Annotated in this window: 14 protein-coding genes; 11 read left to right on the top strand and 3 right to left on the bottom strand. The window is 74.4% G+C overall.

The genetic code is table 11. From position 1 onward, the window contains the following. Nucleotides 1–27: 27 nt before the first annotated feature. Together FHX32_RS25230 and rpmB are read right to left on the bottom strand one after the other, a co-directional pair. Nucleotides 28–1,281, bottom strand: a complete 1,254-nt coding sequence (locus tag FHX32_RS25230; protein ID WP_167188110.1) for an ATP-grasp domain-containing protein — start codon at nt 1,279–1,281, stop codon at nt 28–30. 192 nt (nt 1,282–1,473) lie between these two features. Beyond that, nucleotides 1,474–1,665, bottom strand: a complete 192-nt coding sequence (rpmB, locus tag FHX32_RS25225) for a 50S ribosomal protein L28 (RefSeq protein WP_088963534.1) — start codon at nt 1,663–1,665, stop codon at nt 1,474–1,476. A 279-nt stretch (nt 1,666–1,944) separates the two neighbouring features. On the opposite strand from rpmB, the gene FHX32_RS25220 reads away from it, so the two are divergent. Together FHX32_RS25220 and recG are read left to right on the top strand one after the other, a co-directional pair. Further along, nucleotides 1,945–3,552, top strand: a complete 1,608-nt coding sequence (locus FHX32_RS25220; RefSeq protein ID WP_167188106.1) for a DAK2 domain-containing protein — start codon at nt 1,945–1,947, stop codon at nt 3,550–3,552. After that, nucleotides 3,552–5,783 carry an ATP-dependent DNA helicase RecG gene (gene recG / locus FHX32_RS25215; RefSeq protein ID WP_208419186.1) on the top strand — a complete coding sequence of 744 codons (2,232 nt, stop codon included), beginning with the start codon at nt 3,552–3,554 and terminating at the stop codon, nt 5,781–5,783. The genes FHX32_RS25220 and recG overlap by 1 nt, the downstream gene beginning before the upstream one ends. A 200-nt stretch (nt 5,784–5,983) precedes the next feature. Here the strand turns inward: recG and FHX32_RS25210 are convergent, their stop codons facing one another. Continuing rightward, the gene (locus FHX32_RS25210; RefSeq protein ID WP_167188099.1) at nt 5,984–7,483 is read right to left on the bottom strand and encodes a cell wall anchor protein; all 1,500 of its coding nucleotides are present in this window, start codon (nt 7,481–7,483) and stop codon (nt 5,984–5,986) included. Nucleotides 7,484–7,797: 314 nt separating this feature from the next. Here FHX32_RS25210 and rsmD point away from each other — a divergent pair, with 314 nt between their 5' ends. From rsmD to FHX32_RS25165, 9 genes are all read left to right on the top strand, one after another. Then, complete coding sequence (gene rsmD / locus FHX32_RS25205) at nt 7,798–8,361, top strand: 16S rRNA (guanine(966)-N(2))-methyltransferase RsmD (protein ID WP_167188096.1); 564 nt, start codon at nt 7,798–7,800, stop codon at nt 8,359–8,361. Further along, nucleotides 8,358–8,849 carry a pantetheine-phosphate adenylyltransferase gene (coaD, locus tag FHX32_RS25200; RefSeq protein WP_167188093.1) on the top strand — a complete coding sequence of 164 codons (492 nt, stop codon included), beginning with the start codon at nt 8,358–8,360 and terminating at the stop codon, nt 8,847–8,849. Before rsmD ends, coaD begins: the two co-directional genes overlap by 4 nt. Nucleotides 8,850–9,075: 226 nt before the next feature. Next, nucleotides 9,076–9,573: a hypothetical protein gene (locus tag FHX32_RS25195; protein ID WP_109906109.1), complete on the top strand. Its 498-nt coding sequence runs from the start codon at nt 9,076–9,078 to the stop codon at nt 9,571–9,573. A gap of 110 nt (nt 9,574–9,683) precedes the next feature. Further along, on the top strand, nt 9,684–10,247 hold the full coding sequence (locus FHX32_RS25190; protein ID WP_109906107.1) for a YceD family protein: 564 nt from the start codon (nt 9,684–9,686) through the stop codon (nt 10,245–10,247). A gap of 5 nt (nt 10,248–10,252) precedes the next feature. Beyond that, complete coding sequence (gene rpmF, locus FHX32_RS25185; protein WP_012181392.1) at nt 10,253–10,426, top strand: 50S ribosomal protein L32; 174 nt, start codon at nt 10,253–10,255, stop codon at nt 10,424–10,426. A 125-nt stretch (nt 10,427–10,551) separates the two neighbouring features. Further along, nucleotides 10,552–11,520: a phosphate acyltransferase PlsX gene (locus tag FHX32_RS25180; protein WP_486481348.1), complete on the top strand. Its 969-nt coding sequence runs from the start codon at nt 10,552–10,554 to the stop codon at nt 11,518–11,520. Then, a complete protein-coding gene (rnc, locus tag FHX32_RS25175; RefSeq protein WP_167188087.1) occupies nt 11,517–12,350 on the top strand; it encodes a ribonuclease III in 834 nt (277 codons plus the stop codon). Before FHX32_RS25180 ends, rnc begins: the two co-directional genes overlap by 4 nt. Further along, the gene (gene mutM, locus FHX32_RS25170) at nt 12,343–13,200 is read left to right on the top strand and encodes a bifunctional DNA-formamidopyrimidine glycosylase/DNA-(apurinic or apyrimidinic site) lyase (RefSeq protein WP_109906101.1); all 858 of its coding nucleotides are present in this window, start codon (nt 12,343–12,345) and stop codon (nt 13,198–13,200) included. Before rnc ends, mutM begins: the two co-directional genes overlap by 8 nt. 219 nt (nt 13,201–13,419) lie before the next feature. Continuing rightward, on the top strand, nt 13,420–15,639 hold the full coding sequence (locus FHX32_RS25165; protein WP_167188084.1) for an MMPL family transporter: 2,220 nt from the start codon (nt 13,420–13,422) through the stop codon (nt 15,637–15,639). Nucleotides 15,640–15,685: the final 46 nt, after the last annotated feature.

Below are 15,685 nucleotides of genomic sequence, written 5' to 3'. Positions count from 1 at the left end.
GCCGGGGTGAAGCGGCCGGTGGCGGTGTCACCCGGTGGTGATCCGGATCTGCTCGGCGGCCTTGCCGGCGGCGTCGGTCGCGGCCGGGCCGTCGATGCCCCAGGCAAGCACGTGGCCGCTGCGGCGCAACGACGAGGTCACCTCGGTCACGGTGTCACCCACCGCCACCTCGAGCTGCACGTCCAGCACCCCCGGCACCCGGCGGGCGTCGCGCAGCCCGTCGACGGCGGAGACGGTGCCGGGCGGCGCGAGCAGGAACTCCACCGCCGCCGCGCCGGTCGGCCGCGGCCGCAGCTCCGGCCGCTCCCCGCGCAGCACCCGCAGGTACGCCTCGATGAACCCGCACTCGTAGGCGATCGAGATCAACGCGGTGATCATGTCGCCGGGCAGCCGGGCCGCGCACTCGACCAGCGTCGGCCGGCCGTCGGCGAGGATCCACTCGCTGTGCAGCACGCCGGTGCGGAAGCCGGCGGCGGTGGCCAGCCGGGTCGCCACCGCGAGCAGCTCCCGGCGGGTGGCCACGGGCAGGGCCGTGGGCACGGTGTGCCCGGTCTCCACCGGGCACCGGCCGGGCAGCACCCGCTTGTCGGTGACGTTGCCGAAGATCACCTCGCCGTCGGCGACCAGCAGCTCGACGCTGTGCTCCGGCCCGGCCAGCACCTGCTCGACGAGCACCCCGGTGGGCAGCCCGTCGGTCGCCTCCGGCGGCGCCTCGGGCGAGGCGGTGGCCGCCCAGGCGTCGGCGATCTCCGCCGGGTCGGTGATGATCTGCACGCCGAGGCTGCCGGAGCGGCGGGTCGGCTTCAGCACGCACCGGCCGCCGTGCCGCTCGGCGAACGCCACCGCCTCGGCGGCCGTGCCGACCAGCTCGAACGCCGGGTTGGCCAGCTGGGCGTCGGCGGCGAGCAGCCGCATCCGGTGCTTGTCGGAGAAGACGTCTGCGGCCTCCGCCCCGGCGCCGGGCAGGCCGAGTTCGGCGGCGAGCCGGGCGGCGCCGGCGACCGCGTACTCCAGGCCGGGCACCACCAGCCGGGCGGAACGCAGGCCCGGTTCGCGGGCGACCAGCGCGGCCGCGTCCAGGCCGGTCTGGTAGCGCGCGGGCACCACCCGGGAGATGAACGCCAGCTCGCCCGCGAGCTGCTCGATGCCGCGCCGCCGGATCACGTCCGGCTCCTCGATCAGGACCACGGAGCCGGCCGGCAGCTCCTCGGCGTACCAGCGGAGCATGCCGAGGGACGCCCCGACAATGATCATCTCGTCTCGGCCAAGGTCCAGCTGCACCAGTCGTCCTCCGTGCTCGGGGTGCGCGCCGGGGAAGGGGACGGCCGGCGCACGCAGACCCTAACCGGACCGGTCCGGGTGCGTCGACGCAGCGTCGCGTACCGGTCAACGCCGGTGCCCGGAAACGACACAGAGCCGGCGGGCCACGAGGGCCCGCCGGCGCTGGCGAGTATGTCGGTCGGCGTTACCGCGTCAGGCGCGGGTGACCTTGCCGGCCTTGATGCACGAGGTGCAGACCTGCATCTTCTTGGTGTTGCCGCCACCGGCCGGGGTCCGCACCGACTGGATGTTCGGGTTCCAGCGGCGGTTGGTCCGCCGGTGCGAGTGGGACACGTTGTGGCCGAAGCCCGGCCCCTTGCCACAGACGTCGCACACGCTAGCCACGGGATACTCCTGGGTTTGAAACGTTCATGAGGTCGCCGCCAGGCGCTGCCCGGGCAACCTGGCCAGGTTACCCGATGACCCGCCGCCCCGCCCAACCGGCCCGGTCGCCGCGGTCGTGCGGCCCGGCAGGCGACGCCCGGAACGGCGGGCAACGGCCCGCGGCGTGGCGGGTCGCCCGGCAAGGGTAGCCCCGAGCCGCCCGCCGGCCGTACCGGGGACACGCCGCGCCGGCCCGGCCGAGCCCGGCGGGTGTCGGTGCGCGCCAGTAGGCTTCACGCCGTGCTGGACACCCTCGACGCCGCCGCGGTCCGCCGCTGGTGCGCGGGCGGGCTGGCCGCGCTCAAGCAGCACCAGCGCGAGATCGACGACCTGAACGTCTACCCGGTGCCCGACGGCGACACCGGCACCAACCTGGTGCTCACCCTCACCTCCGCCCAGCAGGCGCTGGCCATGGATCTGGACACCCTCCCCGACGACGGGCCCACCCCGCACGGTCACGCGCTGCGGCTGATGGCGCGCGGCGCGCTGCTCGGCGCCCGGGGCAACTCCGGGGTGATCCTGTCGCAGATCCTGCGCGGATTCGCCGAGGCGCTGGCGGCCCGGCCCACGGTGCGCGGCCGGGAGCTGGCGGTGGCGCTGGGCGACGCCGCCACCGCCGCCTACGCCGCGGTCGCCAGCCCGGTCGAGGGCACCCTGCTGAGCGTCGTCGCCGCGGCCGCCGGGGCGGCCGAGCGGGCGGACAGCGACGAACTCAGCGCGGTCGCCCGGGCGGCGGCCGGCGAGGCGTCCCGGGCGCTCGCCCGCACCCCCGAGCAACTGCCCGCGCTGGCCCGGGCCGGCGTGGTCGACGCCGGCGGGCGGGGGTTGTGCCTGCTGCTCGACGCCCTGGTCGAGGTGATCACGGGAGAGAGCCCGCAGCGGCCGGCGCCCGCGCGGCCGGCGGCCCGCCAGCCGGCCGTCGCCGTCCGCGAGACCGGCTCCGACGAGTACGCCTACGAGGTGCAGTTCCTGCTCGACGCCGACGAGCCGGCGGTGGCCCGGCTGCGGGCCGAGCTGGCGGCGCTGGGCGACTCGCTGGTCGTGGTGGGCGACGGCGGCGGCACCTGGAACGTGCACGTGCACGTCAACGACGTCGGCGCGGCGGTCGAGGCGGGGGTGGTCGCCGGTCGGCCGCACCGGATCTCGGTGACCCGCTTCGCCGACCAGGTCGCACCGGTGTCGCCGGCCGTGGCGGCCGACGGGCGGGCCGCCGTGGTGGTGGCCACCGGCGCGGGCATCGCCGAGCTGTTCGGCGGCGAGGGCGCGACCGTGGTGCCCGGCAACCCGTCCACCGGCGAGCTGCTGGACGCGATCCGGGCGACCGGCGCCGCCCGGGTGGTGGTGCTGCCCAACGACCCGAACACCCAGGCGGTGGCGAGCGCCGCCGCCCGGGAGGCGCACGGGCTCGGCGTCAAGGTCAGCGTGGTGCCGACCCGCTCGCCGGTGCAGGCGCTGGCGGCGCTGGCCGTACGCGACCCCGGCCGGCGCTTCGAGGACGACGTGATCGCGATGGCTGAGGCGGCCGGCGCCTGCCGCTACGCCGAGGTCTGCCACGCCAGCCGGGAGGCGCTCACCGTGGCCGGTCCGTGCCGCCCGGGCGACGTGCTGGCGCTGGTCGAGGGGGAGGTGCACCTGATCGGCGGCGACCTGCTCGACACCTGCGTCGCCGTGGTCGACCGGATGCTCGGCGGCGGCGGTGAGCTGGTCACCCTGCTCGCCGGGGCGGAGGCCCCGGACGGGCTGGCCGACGCGGTGCGGGAGCACGTCGGGCGGCACTGGCCGTTCGTGGAGGTGCAGGTCTACCCGGGCGGCCAGCCGCACTATCCGCTCCTGGTGGGGGTCGAGTGATGCCCGAGACGGCCACGGTGGACACGCCGCTGAAGAAGCTGGTCGGCGAGAAGACGGCGAAGGCGCTGGCCAGCCACCTCGACCTGCACACCGCCGGCGACCTGGTCTACCACTTCCCGCGCCGCTACGACGAGCGCGGCGAGCACACCGACATCCGGTCGCTGGACGTCGGCGAGCAGGTCACCGTGCTGGCCCAGGTGCAGCGCACGGCCGTACGCCCGATGCGCCAGCGCCGGGGCAACCTGCTGGAGGTGACCGTCGGCGACGGCTCCGGCGGCCTGCTCACCCTGACCTTCTTCGGCAACCAGGCGTGGCGGGAGCGGGAGCTGCGTCCGGGCCGGTGGGGGCTGTTCGCCGGCAAGGTCACCGAGTTCCGGGGCAAGCGGCAGCTCAACGGCCCGGAGTACGTGCTGCTCGGCGAGGGCGGCGACGGCGAGGCGGCGGCCAGCGAGGAGATCGAGGAGTTCGCCGGCGCGCTGATCCCGGTCTACCCGGCCGCCGCGGCGGTACCGACCTGGGTGATCGCCCGCTGCGTGCGGGTGGTGCTGGACACCTTCACCCCGCCGGAGGACCCGCTGCCGGCCACCGTGCGGGCCAGCCGCAACCTGGTCGGGCTCGGCACCGCGCTGCGCGAGATCCACCGGCCGTCCAGCAAGGAGGACCTGTACCGGGCCCGGCGGCGGCTGAAGTGGGACGAGGCGTTCGCCGTGCAGCTGACCCTGGTGCAGCGCAAGCACCGGGCCGCGGACTGGCCCGCCCGGCCCCGCCCGCCGCGCTCGGGTGGCCTGCTGGACGCGTTCGACGCCCGGCTGCCGTACGAGCTGACCCCCGGCCAGCGGGACGTGGGCGCCGAGATCGCCGCCGACCTGGCCACCCCGCACCCGATGCACCGGCTGCTGCAGGGCGAGGTCGGCTCGGGCAAGACGGTGGTGGCACTGCGCGCGATGCTCCAGGTGGTCGACGCGGGCGGGCAGGCCGCGCTGCTCGCCCCGACCGAGGTGCTCGCCGCCCAGCACCATCGGGGCATGCTCGACCTGCTCGGGCCGCTCGGCCGGGCCGGCGAGCTGGGCGCCGCCGAGCACGCGACCCGGGTCGAGCTGGTCACCGGCTCGCTCGGCGCGGTGGCGCGCCGGCGGGCGCTGGCCGAGGTGGCCAGCGGCGCCGCCGGCATCGTGCTCGGCACCCACGCCCTGCTCTACGAGGGGGTCGACTTCGCCGACCTGGGTCTGGTGGTGGTCGACGAGCAGCACCGGTTCGGCGTCGAGCAGCGCGACGCGCTGCGCGCCAAGGCCGAGCAGCCGCCGCACGTGCTGGTGATGACCGCCACCCCGATCCCGCGCACGGTGGCGATGACCGTCTACGGCGACCTGGAGACCTCCACGCTGTCCCAGCTGCCGCGCGGCCGGTCGCCGATCGCCTCGCACGTGGTGCCGGCCGCCGAGAAGCCGGCCTTCCTGGACCGCGCCTGGCGCCGGCTGCGCGAGGAGGTGGCCGCCGGCCACCAGGCGTACGTGGTCTGCCCGCGGATCGGCGATTCGGGGTCCGGGGCCGGAGCGGCCAGCGCGGAGGCGCCGGACTTCGAACCGGGGCCGGCGTCGGTGGACGACAACGGCCGGCGACCGCCGCTGGCGGTGACCGAGGTGGCGCCGCTGCTCGCCGAGGGGCCGCTGCACGGGCTGCGGATCGGCGTGCTGCACGGCCGGTTGCCGGCCGACGAGAAGGACGCGGTGATGCGCTCCTTCGCGGCCGGCGACCTCGACGTGCTGGTGGCCACCACGGTGGTGGAGGTCGGCGTCGACGTGCCCAACGCCACCGTGATGATCGTGCTGGACGCCGACCGGTTCGGCGTCTCGCAGCTGCACCAGCTGCGCGGCCGGGTTGGCCGGGGCGCCGCCGCCGGGCTCTGCCTGCTGGTCACCGAGGCGGCCGAGGGCAGCCCGGCGCGGGAGCGGCTGGACGCCGTCGCGTCCACCACCGACGGTTTCAAACTGGCCGAACTGGATCTGGAGCAGCGCCGCGAGGGCGACGTGCTGGGGGCGACCCAGTCCGGGCGCCGCTCGCACCTGCGGCTGCTCTCCCTGCTGCGCGACGCCGACCTGATCCGCGACGCCCGGGCCGAGGCGATCACCCTGGTGGAGGAGGATCCGGAGCTGACCCGGCACCCCGCGCTGGCCGCCTCGGTGGCCGCCCTGGTCGACGAGGAACGCGCGGAGTACCTGGAGAAGGGCTGATCCCGCCACCCCTTCCGGCCGCGGCCGTCGGGTGGCGCTTCGCGGTCGACCCGCAGTGGACCGCGGGTTCCGTGCGGCCGGTGCGGTGGGTGGTTGGTCGCGGTTGGGGCGTGGCCCGCCGGTGCGGTGACGGCGGGACATGACGAGGGCGCGCCGACCCGGGTGGGTCGACGCGCCCTCAGCGCTCAGCTCGGCTCAGCTCACGCGGTGAAGCGCACCCGCCGACGCCGGGCGACGACGAAGAGCACCGCGCCCAGGGCGAGCAGGGCGACCGCGCCCGCGGCGATGCCGCCGGCCGCCGCACCGGTCACCGGCAGGCCCGGCTCCTCGCCACCGCCGCCACCGCCGCAGTCACCCTCGGGGGCGTAGACGGCCTCCATCTCCAGCTCCAGCTCGGGCAGCACGACCAGCGCGGTTTCCTCCTTGCCGGCCTTGAAGGTGACGGTCTCCGAGTCGCCCGGCTGCACGGTCCGGGTCTCGGTCTCCTTGCCGTAGGTGAACACCACCTTGACCGGCAGGCCACCCTCCGGGTTGGTCGCGGTCAGCGTGAAGGTCTCGCAGTCGGCCTTGGTGGTGATGGTGGGCAGCGGGCAGTCCTCGGGACGCTGCCACGAGTAGCTGCCGTCCTCGATCACCTTGCCGTCGACCAGCACCTCGACCTTGCCGGCGTTCTCGGCCGGCACCACGGTGTCGTTGTCGGCCTTGCCCGGCTCGACGGTGACCTTCGTGGACCAGCCGTTCTCGCCCCGGACCTCGAATTCGACCGGGTACTTCGAGATCTTGCCGTCGTTGCTCAGCGACACGGTGACGGTGCCGTCGCAGTTGGACGCGAAGGTCGCGGCCGGGGTGGTGCAGCTCTTGTCACCGCCGTTGTACGCGCCCAGCGGGCCGGTGGACCGGTTGCCGGGCGTGCCCTTGGAACCGAGCTTCTTGTTGCCGTACCGCTTGCCGCCCTCGACCAGCGGGTCGATGATCTCGTCGGTGCCGCCCCAGATCAGGTCCACCTGGGTGTGGCAGTCCGGGATGTCGACCTTCAGGTCGATCTCGGTCTGGGTGCCGCCGACCCAGTCGCTGTCCGGCGTGCCGTAGACGTACTGCGGGGTGGCGAACTGCGGCCGCGGCGCGAAGTACGACACCAGCGTGAACCACTGCTTGCCCTCGCCGCACAGCGGCAGGTCGCCGTCGAGCTTGACGGTCGCGGTGCCCTTCGGGCCGTCGAAGGTGTGGCTGTACTTGGCCTTGCTGGCGTCCACGCACTTCGGCGCGGGGGTGCAGGGCTTGTCGCCGCCCAGGTTGATGCTGCCGTCGTTGGTGCGGTCCTGGCCGTTCTTCATCCACAGCGCGTAGACCGTCAGCTGCGCCGTGGCGGTGTCGCCGGGCACCCGCTGCACGGCCTGCACCGAGCCGCCCTTGGGGATGACGGCGCCCGCCAGCGGCTTGCTGGTGTCGGCCGCCAGGTTCACCGGGGTGGACGGCTCGGCGGTGACGGTCTTCAGCGTCGCCGCCTTGTCCCGCTCGCTGTTCTCCACCGTCCAGGTGATCACCCGCTCGCCGGTGAGCCCGTCACAGTCGGCGGTGGCGGTGATGGTGGTGTGGTGGGCGCTGGCCGGCGCGGCCACCGCGACGGCCGCGGTGAGGCCGAGGAAGGCGGCCCCCAGCACGGCCAGTGGTCGCCGCAGCGACGCTCTGGTACGGATCACGCGTACTCCCGGGGTGAGGAAGCTTGAAGGGGGTCGGCGCGGAGTGGGGCGGTCGGTCGGTGCAGTCGCGTGCCGCGCGTCCGGTGCGGGCGCCGCTCCGTGCCGTTGGCCGGCGGTCCACCGCCGACACCCGGCAGACCCTAGCGAGATCGTGGCGAGCGTTACAGCATTCAGCGGGACCTAAGGATGATGTTATGAATGCGAGATCATTGATATACGAAGGGTGGCCGAGGCGGCGCGACGCGCACACCGACGGTGTCGCCGGCGGGTCCCCGGGCCTCGCGTAGCGTCGGGGTCATGAGCAGGAGGAGACGGTGACCCGGATCGTGGCCGGGACGCTCGGCGGGCGGCGGATCGCCGCCCCGCCCGGCGCGGGTACCCGGCCGACGTCCGACCGGGTTCGGGAGGCGTTGTTCAGTGCCGTGCAGGCCGAGATCGACCTGACCGGCGCCCGCTTCGCCGACCTGTACGCGGGCTCCGGCGCCGTCGGGCTGGAGGCACTGTCCCGGGGTGCCGGGCACGTGCTGCTGGTCGAGTCCGACCCGCGGGCCGCCCGGGTGATCCGGGAGAACGTGGCCGCCCTGCGCGCCGCGCCGGCCGCCCGGCTGGTCACCGGGAAGGTCGGCACCGTGCTGGCGGCCGGCCCGGACGGCGGCCCGTACGACGTGGTCTTCGCCGACCCGCCGTACGCGGTGCCGGACGCCGACGTCACCGCGATGCTGGCCGCGCTGGTCGACGGCGGTTGGCTGGCCCCGGACGCGCTGATTGTGGTGGAACGCTCCAGCCGGACCGGGCCGGTCGAGTGGGTGCCGGGTGTCACCGGCGAGCGAAGTCGCCGATACGGCGAGACCACCCTTTGGTACGGTCGCCGATCATGAGACGTGCGGTGTGTCCCGGCTCGTTCGACCCGGTCACCAACGGACACCTCGACATCATCGGCCGGTCGAGCCGGCTCTTCGACGAGGTGATCGTCGGCGTGCTGGTGAACCAGTCGAAGAGCGGCCTGTTCACCGTCGAGGAGCGGATCGACATGCTCCGCGAGGTGACCGCCTCGTACGACAACGTACGGGTCGAGTCGTTCCGCGGGCTGCTGGTCGACTTCTGCCGCGCCCAGCAGGCGAGCGTTCTGGTCAAGGGCCTGCGCGCGGTCAGCGACTTCGACTACGAGTTGCAGATGGCCCAGATGAACATCGGGCTGGCCGGCGTCGAGACGCTCTTCATGCCGACCAACCCGCTCTACTCGTTCCTCTCCTCCAGCCTGGTCAAGGACGTGGCCAAGTGGGGCGGCGACATCTCCGCCCACGTCCCCGACGTCGTCCGCCAGGCCCTCCAGGCCCGCCTCACCCCCAACCTCCCCCGCGACTGACCCCGCCCCACCCCCGCCGCGATCTTGCGATTCGGCCCCTCTTTCATCCCGTGATGGGTGAAATGCGGGGGCGGAAACTGCAAGATCGCGTGGACCGGGCGCGTGCGACGCGCCGGAGGTGGTGGGGGCGGTGGTGGGTGGTGCGGGTGATGATGGGTGAAGCGGGAACCGGGCCGCAGCCCGCATGATGTAGGTCGGCCGTACGAACGACAGGAGTGAGGTACCGGTGGACCCGCTCGACCGCATCGACGAACTGATCGCCATGGTGGAGACGGCCCGTTCCGTCCCGATGTCGCGCAACAACTGCATGGTCGACCGGGGTGAGATGATCGCGGCGCTGGAGGAGTTGCGCGCCGAACTCCCCGCCGACCTGCGCCGGGCGGCCGCCCTGCTGGAGGAGCGGGACAAGATCATGGAGGCCGGCAAGCGCGAGGCCGACCGGATCATCAGCGAGGGTGAGGCGGAACACGCCCGCCTGGTCTCGGTGAACGAGATCACAGTCTCCGCCGAACACGAGGGCGCCCGGATCATCGCCGAGGCCCGCGCCGAGGCGCAGCGGCTGCGCGAGGAGGTCGACGACTACGTCGACACCGCGCTGGCCAACTTCGAGCAGTTCCTCACCCGGGCGTTGGCCTCGATCGAGCGCGGGCGCGACAAGATGCACGCGCTGCGGGAGATCGGCACCTTCGCCGGCGACGAGGCGGAGCGCCCGCTACCCTTCTGACCGGCACCACAGCAGCCGGCAGGGCGGCGCGGGCGTCGCCCCCGGTTCGACGGTTCGGCGGTCGCCCAGGTAACCTCGTTTGTCGGCCTCTCACCGGCCGGAGTCTGACTATGCCCAAACACACGCCTTCCCCACTCAACCCCAGGTCGCCGCTGGTCCTCGACACGAGGGAGCTGCCGCGCCGGCCTGGTGCGTTGCGTACGGTCAAGCGGGTGGTGCCGGCACCGGCGGACCTCGGCGTGGAGTTGATCGGCGTGCCGGAGGGCGCGGACCTCGACCTCGATCTGAGGTTGGAGTCGGTGTCCGAGGGCGTGCTCGTCTCGGGCACCGTCAGCGGTCCCGTCCGGGGCGAGTGCGGGCGCTGCCTGCGCGAGATCAACGACTCGGTGGTCGTGCGGATCCAGGAGCTGTACGCGTACGAGAACAGCACCACGGACACCACGACCGACGAGGACGAGGTGGGCCGGATGCAGGGAGACCTGATCGACCTGGAGCCGGCGCTGCGGGACGCGGTGGTGCTCACACTGCCGACCAACCCGCGCTGCCGGGAGGACTGCCCAGGCTTGTGCCCCGAGTGCGGGGTGCACCGGGACGAGCTGCCGGCCGACCACAGTCACCAGCAGATCGACCCGCGTTGGGCGGGCCTGTCGCAACTGACCCGTAAAGAGGAGTAAGAACCGTGGCCGTCCCCAAGCGCAAGATGTCGCGCAGCAACACCCGGTCCCGCCGGGCGCAGTGGAAGACCGCGGCGGTCGCGACCGTGGCCTGCCCGCAGTGCAAGTCCGCGAAGCTGCCGCACGCCGCCTGCTCCGTCTGCGGCACCTACAACGGTCGTCAGGTCCTCGAGGTCTGACCGGACGCCGAGTGACGCCCCCGACCACGGGTCGGGCGGCGCGCGCGCCCTGGCGAACGCCCGGTGCTCCGGCTCCCACGAACGCCGGCCGGCCTGCTCCGGCCGGCGTTCCGGCGGAGCCGGGCATCGCGCGGATCGCCGTTGACCTCCTCGGCGGGGACGACGCTCCCGCCGTCGTGGTTGACGGCGCTCTGCGGGCCGTACGCGCCGACCCTGACCTGCACCTGCTGCTCGTCGGCCCGGCCGAGGCCGCCGGCGAGCTGATCGCCGCCCTCGACCCGGCGCAGCGTGCCCGGGTCGCCGTCCGGCCGGTCCGGGCGGCCGTCGGCATGGCCGACCACCCCAGCGCCGCCCGCGCGCACAGTACCGTCCGGGCCGCGGTCACCGCGGTCCGTGACGGAGCTGCCGACGCGCTGGTCTCCGCCGGCTCGACCGGCGCCACCGTCACCGCCGCCGCGCTCGGCCTCGGCCGCTGGTCGGACGTCCGCCAGCCGGCCCTGGTCGCCACCCTTCCGGCCGTCGCCGGCCCGGTCGTGCTGCTCGACGTCGGCGGATCGTTGGACCCGCGCCCGGCCACCCTCGCCCGGCACGCCGTGCTCGGCGCCGCGTACGCGGCGGTCGCGCACGCCGTCGTCGAGCCCCGGGTCGGGCTGCTCTCCGTCGGCACCGAGGCGGGCAAGGGCGACCGCCTCCGCCGGCACGCCGACCCGCTGCTGGCCGTCGAGCCGCTGCCCTGGGGTGGCCGCTACGTCGGCCTCGTCGAGGGCTACGACGTCTCCCTCGGCACCCGCGCCGACGTGGTGGTCACCGACGGGTTCACCGGTAACGTGCTGCTCAAGGCGATCGAGGGCGCGTACGCGATGGCCGGCGGACCACCGGCCGGCGGCGGGGCGCCGCGGGCGGCGGCCCTGCTCGGGGTGGCCGGGACCGTGGTCGTCTGCCACGGCGCCGCCCGGGCCGACGACGTCGCCTCCGGCATCGCGCTCGCCGCCCACCTGTGGCGGCGGGGCGCCGCCGACCTGGTCTGCGCGCTGCTCGACGCCGCGGAGGACCCCATCGACCGCACCACCGACACCGAGGTACGTACATCATGACCAACGACAAGCGGCGGCGGGCGTCCGTCGGTCACCTGGAGGCGGCGTTCGGCGTCACGCTGGACCCGGAACTGCTGGAGCGGGCGCTGACCCACCGCTCGTACGCGTACGAGAACGGCGGCCTGCCCACCAACGAGCGGCTGGAGTTCCTCGGCGACTCGGTGCTCGGCGTGGTGATCACCACCGCGCTCTTCCACAACCACCCCGACCTGCCCGAGGGGCAGCTGGCCAAGCTGCGGGCCAGCGTGGTGAACATGCGCGCGCTGGCCGACGTGGCCCGCGGGCTGGGCCCGGACGGGCTCGGCGCCTACCTGCTGCTCGGCAAGGGCGAGGAGACCACCGGCGGCCGGGACAAGGCCAGCATCCTGGCCGACACGCTCGAGGCGCTGCTCGGCGCGATCTACCTCCAGTACGGCCTGGACACCGCCGCCGCGGTGATCCACCGGCTGTTCGACCCGCTGATGGCCGAGTCGGCCGGGCGGGGCGCGGCGCTGGACTGGAAGACCAGCCTGCAGGAGCTGACCGCCTCGCACGGGCTGGGCGTGCCGGAGTACCGCATCGAGGGCACCGGTCCGGACCACCTGAAGACCTTCACCGCCTGGGTGGTGGTGGCCGGCAACCGCTACGGCGGCGCCGAGGGGCGGAGCAAGAAGGAGGCCGAGCAGCGGGCGGCCGAGTCGGCCTGGCGGACGCTGACCGAGCAGGCGGAGCAGGAGCAGGCGGCGCGGCAGCGGGCGGCCGCCGCCGAGCTGGCCGAGGCCGCCGACGTGGCTCCGGGCACCGCCGACGCCGCCTCCGGCGCGGCCGGAACGGGCGCCCACCGTGCCTGAGCTGCCCGAGGTGGAGACGGTCCGGCAGGGCCTGGCCCAGTGGGTCACCGGCCGGCGGATCGCCTCGGTCGAGGTGCGTCACCCGCGTGCGGTGCGCCGGCACGCCCCCGGCGGCGCGCACTTCGCCGACGTGCTGGCCGGGCGGACCGTGCTCGACGTCCGCCGCCGCGGCAAGTACCTCTGGCTCCCGCTGGACAGCGGGGACGCGGTGATCGGGCACCTCGGCATGTCCGGGCAGCTGCTGCTGCAACCCGCCGACGCCCCCGACGAAACCCACCTGCGGATCCGGTTCCGGTTCGCCGACGACGGCCCCGAGCTGCGCTTCGTCGACCAGCGTACGTTCGGCGGGCTGTCCGTCTCGGCCGGCGGGGCGGAGCTGCCGGCGGAGATCGCGCACATCGCCCGGGACCCGATGGACCCGCAGTTCTCCGACGCCGAGTTCGTCGCCGCGCTGCGTCGGCGGCGTACCGAGGTGAAGCGGGCGCTGCTGGACCAGACCCTGCTCTCCGGGGTGGGCAACATCTACGCCGACGAGGCGCTCTGGCGGGCCCGCCTGCACGGCGCCCGGCCCACCGACGCGCTCACCCGGCCGGCCGCGCTGCGGCTGCTCGGGCACGTCCGGGACGTGCTGGGTGAGGCGATCAAGGAGGGCGGGACCAGCTTCGACGCCCTGTACGTCAACGTCAACGGCGAGAGCGGCTACTTCGACCGGGCGTTGAACGTCTACGGCCGGGAGGGCCTGCCCTGCCGCCGCTGCGGCGCGCCGATCCGCCGTGAGGCGTTCATGAACCGGTCGTCGTTCAGTTGCCCGCGCTGCCAGCCCCGCCCTCGGGGATCGCTTCGGGGATGACCCCGAGCCGGATCCGGGTCGCCGTCGGCGCGTCGCCCCGGGCCGCTCCGGGAAGGATCCGGTGTGGCGTACGGCCGCGCCCGCTCGGCCCGATCGCGGCGCCCGGTTCGGCCGCGCACAGGTTCCGGGCCGGACCGGGGCCGTTCCCTGATGTCCCGACCCCGTCGCGCCCATAGCGTCAACCCGTTGACAGGGCTTGACGTGACAGGGGGACCCGTGATGGGGGCAAGACCGGTGACGGTGCGGTTGGCACGCTGGAGCGCGGAGCATCCGTGGCGCGCCGTCGCGATGTGGGTGGTGTTCGTGGCGGTGTGCTTCGTCGGGGGGAGCGCCGCCGGCCTGAACGAGGCCACCTCCGCCGACCAGGCCATCGGCGAGTCCGGCCGGGCGGGCGTGATCGTCGAGGCCGGGAAGTTCGACGACCCCGCGACGGAGAACGTCCTCATCACCCCGCGCGGCGGCACGCTGGACCAGGCCGCCGCGAAGGCGGCGGCCGACGACGCGGCGGCCCGGCTGCGCTCGGTGACCGGGGTCGCCGCCGTCGGCGAGCCGGTGCCGGCCCGGGACGGCTCCGCGCTGCTGCTGCCGATCACCATGTCCGGCGACCCGGACACCGCCGCCGACCGGGTGCAGCCGCTGCGCGACGCCACCGCCCAGGTGCAGGACGGGCACCCGCAGCTGCGGATCGAGCAGGTCGGCGGCCCGTCGATCAACAAGGCGCTGGACGACACGCTCGGCAAGGACTTCAAGCGCGCCGAACTGCTCAGCCTGCCGGTGACCCTGGCCATCCTGATCATCGCGTTCGGCGCGCTGATCGCCGCCGGCGTGCCGGTGCTGCTGGCGCTCTCCTCGGTGGCCGCGGCGATGGGGCTCTCCACCCTCGCCTCGCACCTGGTGCCGGCGACCGACACGACGGCCAGCGTGATCCTGCTGATCGGCATGGCGGTCGGGGTGGACTACTCGCTGTTCTACGTGCGGCGCGAGCGGGAGGAGCGGGCCAAGGGCCGGTCCGGCCTGGACGCGGTGGAGATCGCCGCGGAGACCTCCGGGCACGCCGTGGTGGTCTCCGGCTTCGCCGTGATCATCTCGATGGCCGGGCTGCTGCTCGCCGGTGACGTGGTCTTCTCCTCTCTCGCGGTGGGCTCGATCCTGGTGGTCGCGGTCGCGGTGACCGGTTCGCTGACCGTGCTGCCGGCGCTGCTGGCCAAGCTCGGGCGCTGGGTCGACCGGCCCCGGGTGCCGCTGCTGTGGCGGCTGACCGCGCCGCGTACCGGGCGGAACGGCGAGCCCGCCAAGCCCCGGTTCTGGCCGGCTGTGCTGAAGCCCGCGCTGCGTGCGCCGGTGGCCACCCTGGTGATCTCGGTGGGGCTGCTGCTCGCCCTCGCCGTGCCCGCGCTGGGGATGAAGCTGAAGTTCCCCGGCATGGAGGACGTGCCGCGCAGCACGGCGGCGATGCAGGCGTACGACCGGCTCACCGCGGCCTTCCCGAGCAACGGCACCAGCCACACGGTGGCCGTGCGGGCGCCGGCCGCCGAGGCCGACCGGGTGTCGGCGGCGTTGACCGGGCTGGCCGACCGGGCGTCGGCCGACCCGCTCTTCGCGCCGACCGAGACGGACGGCCCGAAGATCCGGGTCTCGGACGACCGGCAGGTGTCGGTGCTGACCGTCGCCACCCCGTACACCAGCCGGGACGCCGAGGCCGGGCAGTCGCTGGACCGGCTCCGCGACGACCTCGTCCCGGCCGCGCTCGGCGGGGTTCCCGGCGTGGAGTACGCGGTCGGTGGCGACATCGCCGCCAGCGAGGACTACGCGCAGCACGTCCGGGACAAGCTGCCGATCGTGGTGGGCTTCGTGCTGGTGCTGACCTTCCTGGTGCTGGTGCTGACCTTCCGCTCGGTGGTGATCGCGCTCAGCTCGATCCTGCTCAACCTGCTCTCCGCGGGCGCCGCGTACGGCCTGCTGGTGCTGGTCTTCCAGGGTGACTGGGCCGAGGGCCTGCTCGGCTTCACCTCGATGGGCGCGATCGTGGCCTGGCTGCCGCTCTTCCTGTTCGTGGTGCTCTTCGGGCTCTCGATGGACTACCACGTCTTCGTGGTCAGCCGGATCCGCGAGGGGATCCGGGCCGGCATGCCCAACCGGGAGGCGGTGGCGTACGGCATCACCTCGTCGGCCGGCGTGGTGACCAGCGCGGCGATCGTGATGGTCGGGGTCTTCTCGATCTTCGCGACGCTGAGCATGATCGACTTCAAGCAGCTCGGCATCGGCCTGGCGGCGGCGATCCTGCTGGACGCCACGATCATCCGCGCGGTGGTGCTGCCGGCGCTGATGACCATGCTCGGGGACGCCAACTGGTGGGCGCCGCGCTTCCTGCGCCCGCGCGCCGCGGCGGCCCCGACCGAGCCGCCGGCGCCCGCGCCGGAACTGGTCGGCGCCCGCTGACCGATCCCGCTCCGGGGCCGGACCGCACCGTGCGGTCCGGCCCTGC

Source organism: Micromonospora sp. CNZ280, assembly GCF_011759515.1.
The sequence above is the reverse complement of the archived record's forward strand: the minus strand, read 5'-3'. Positions and strand labels throughout refer to the sequence as shown.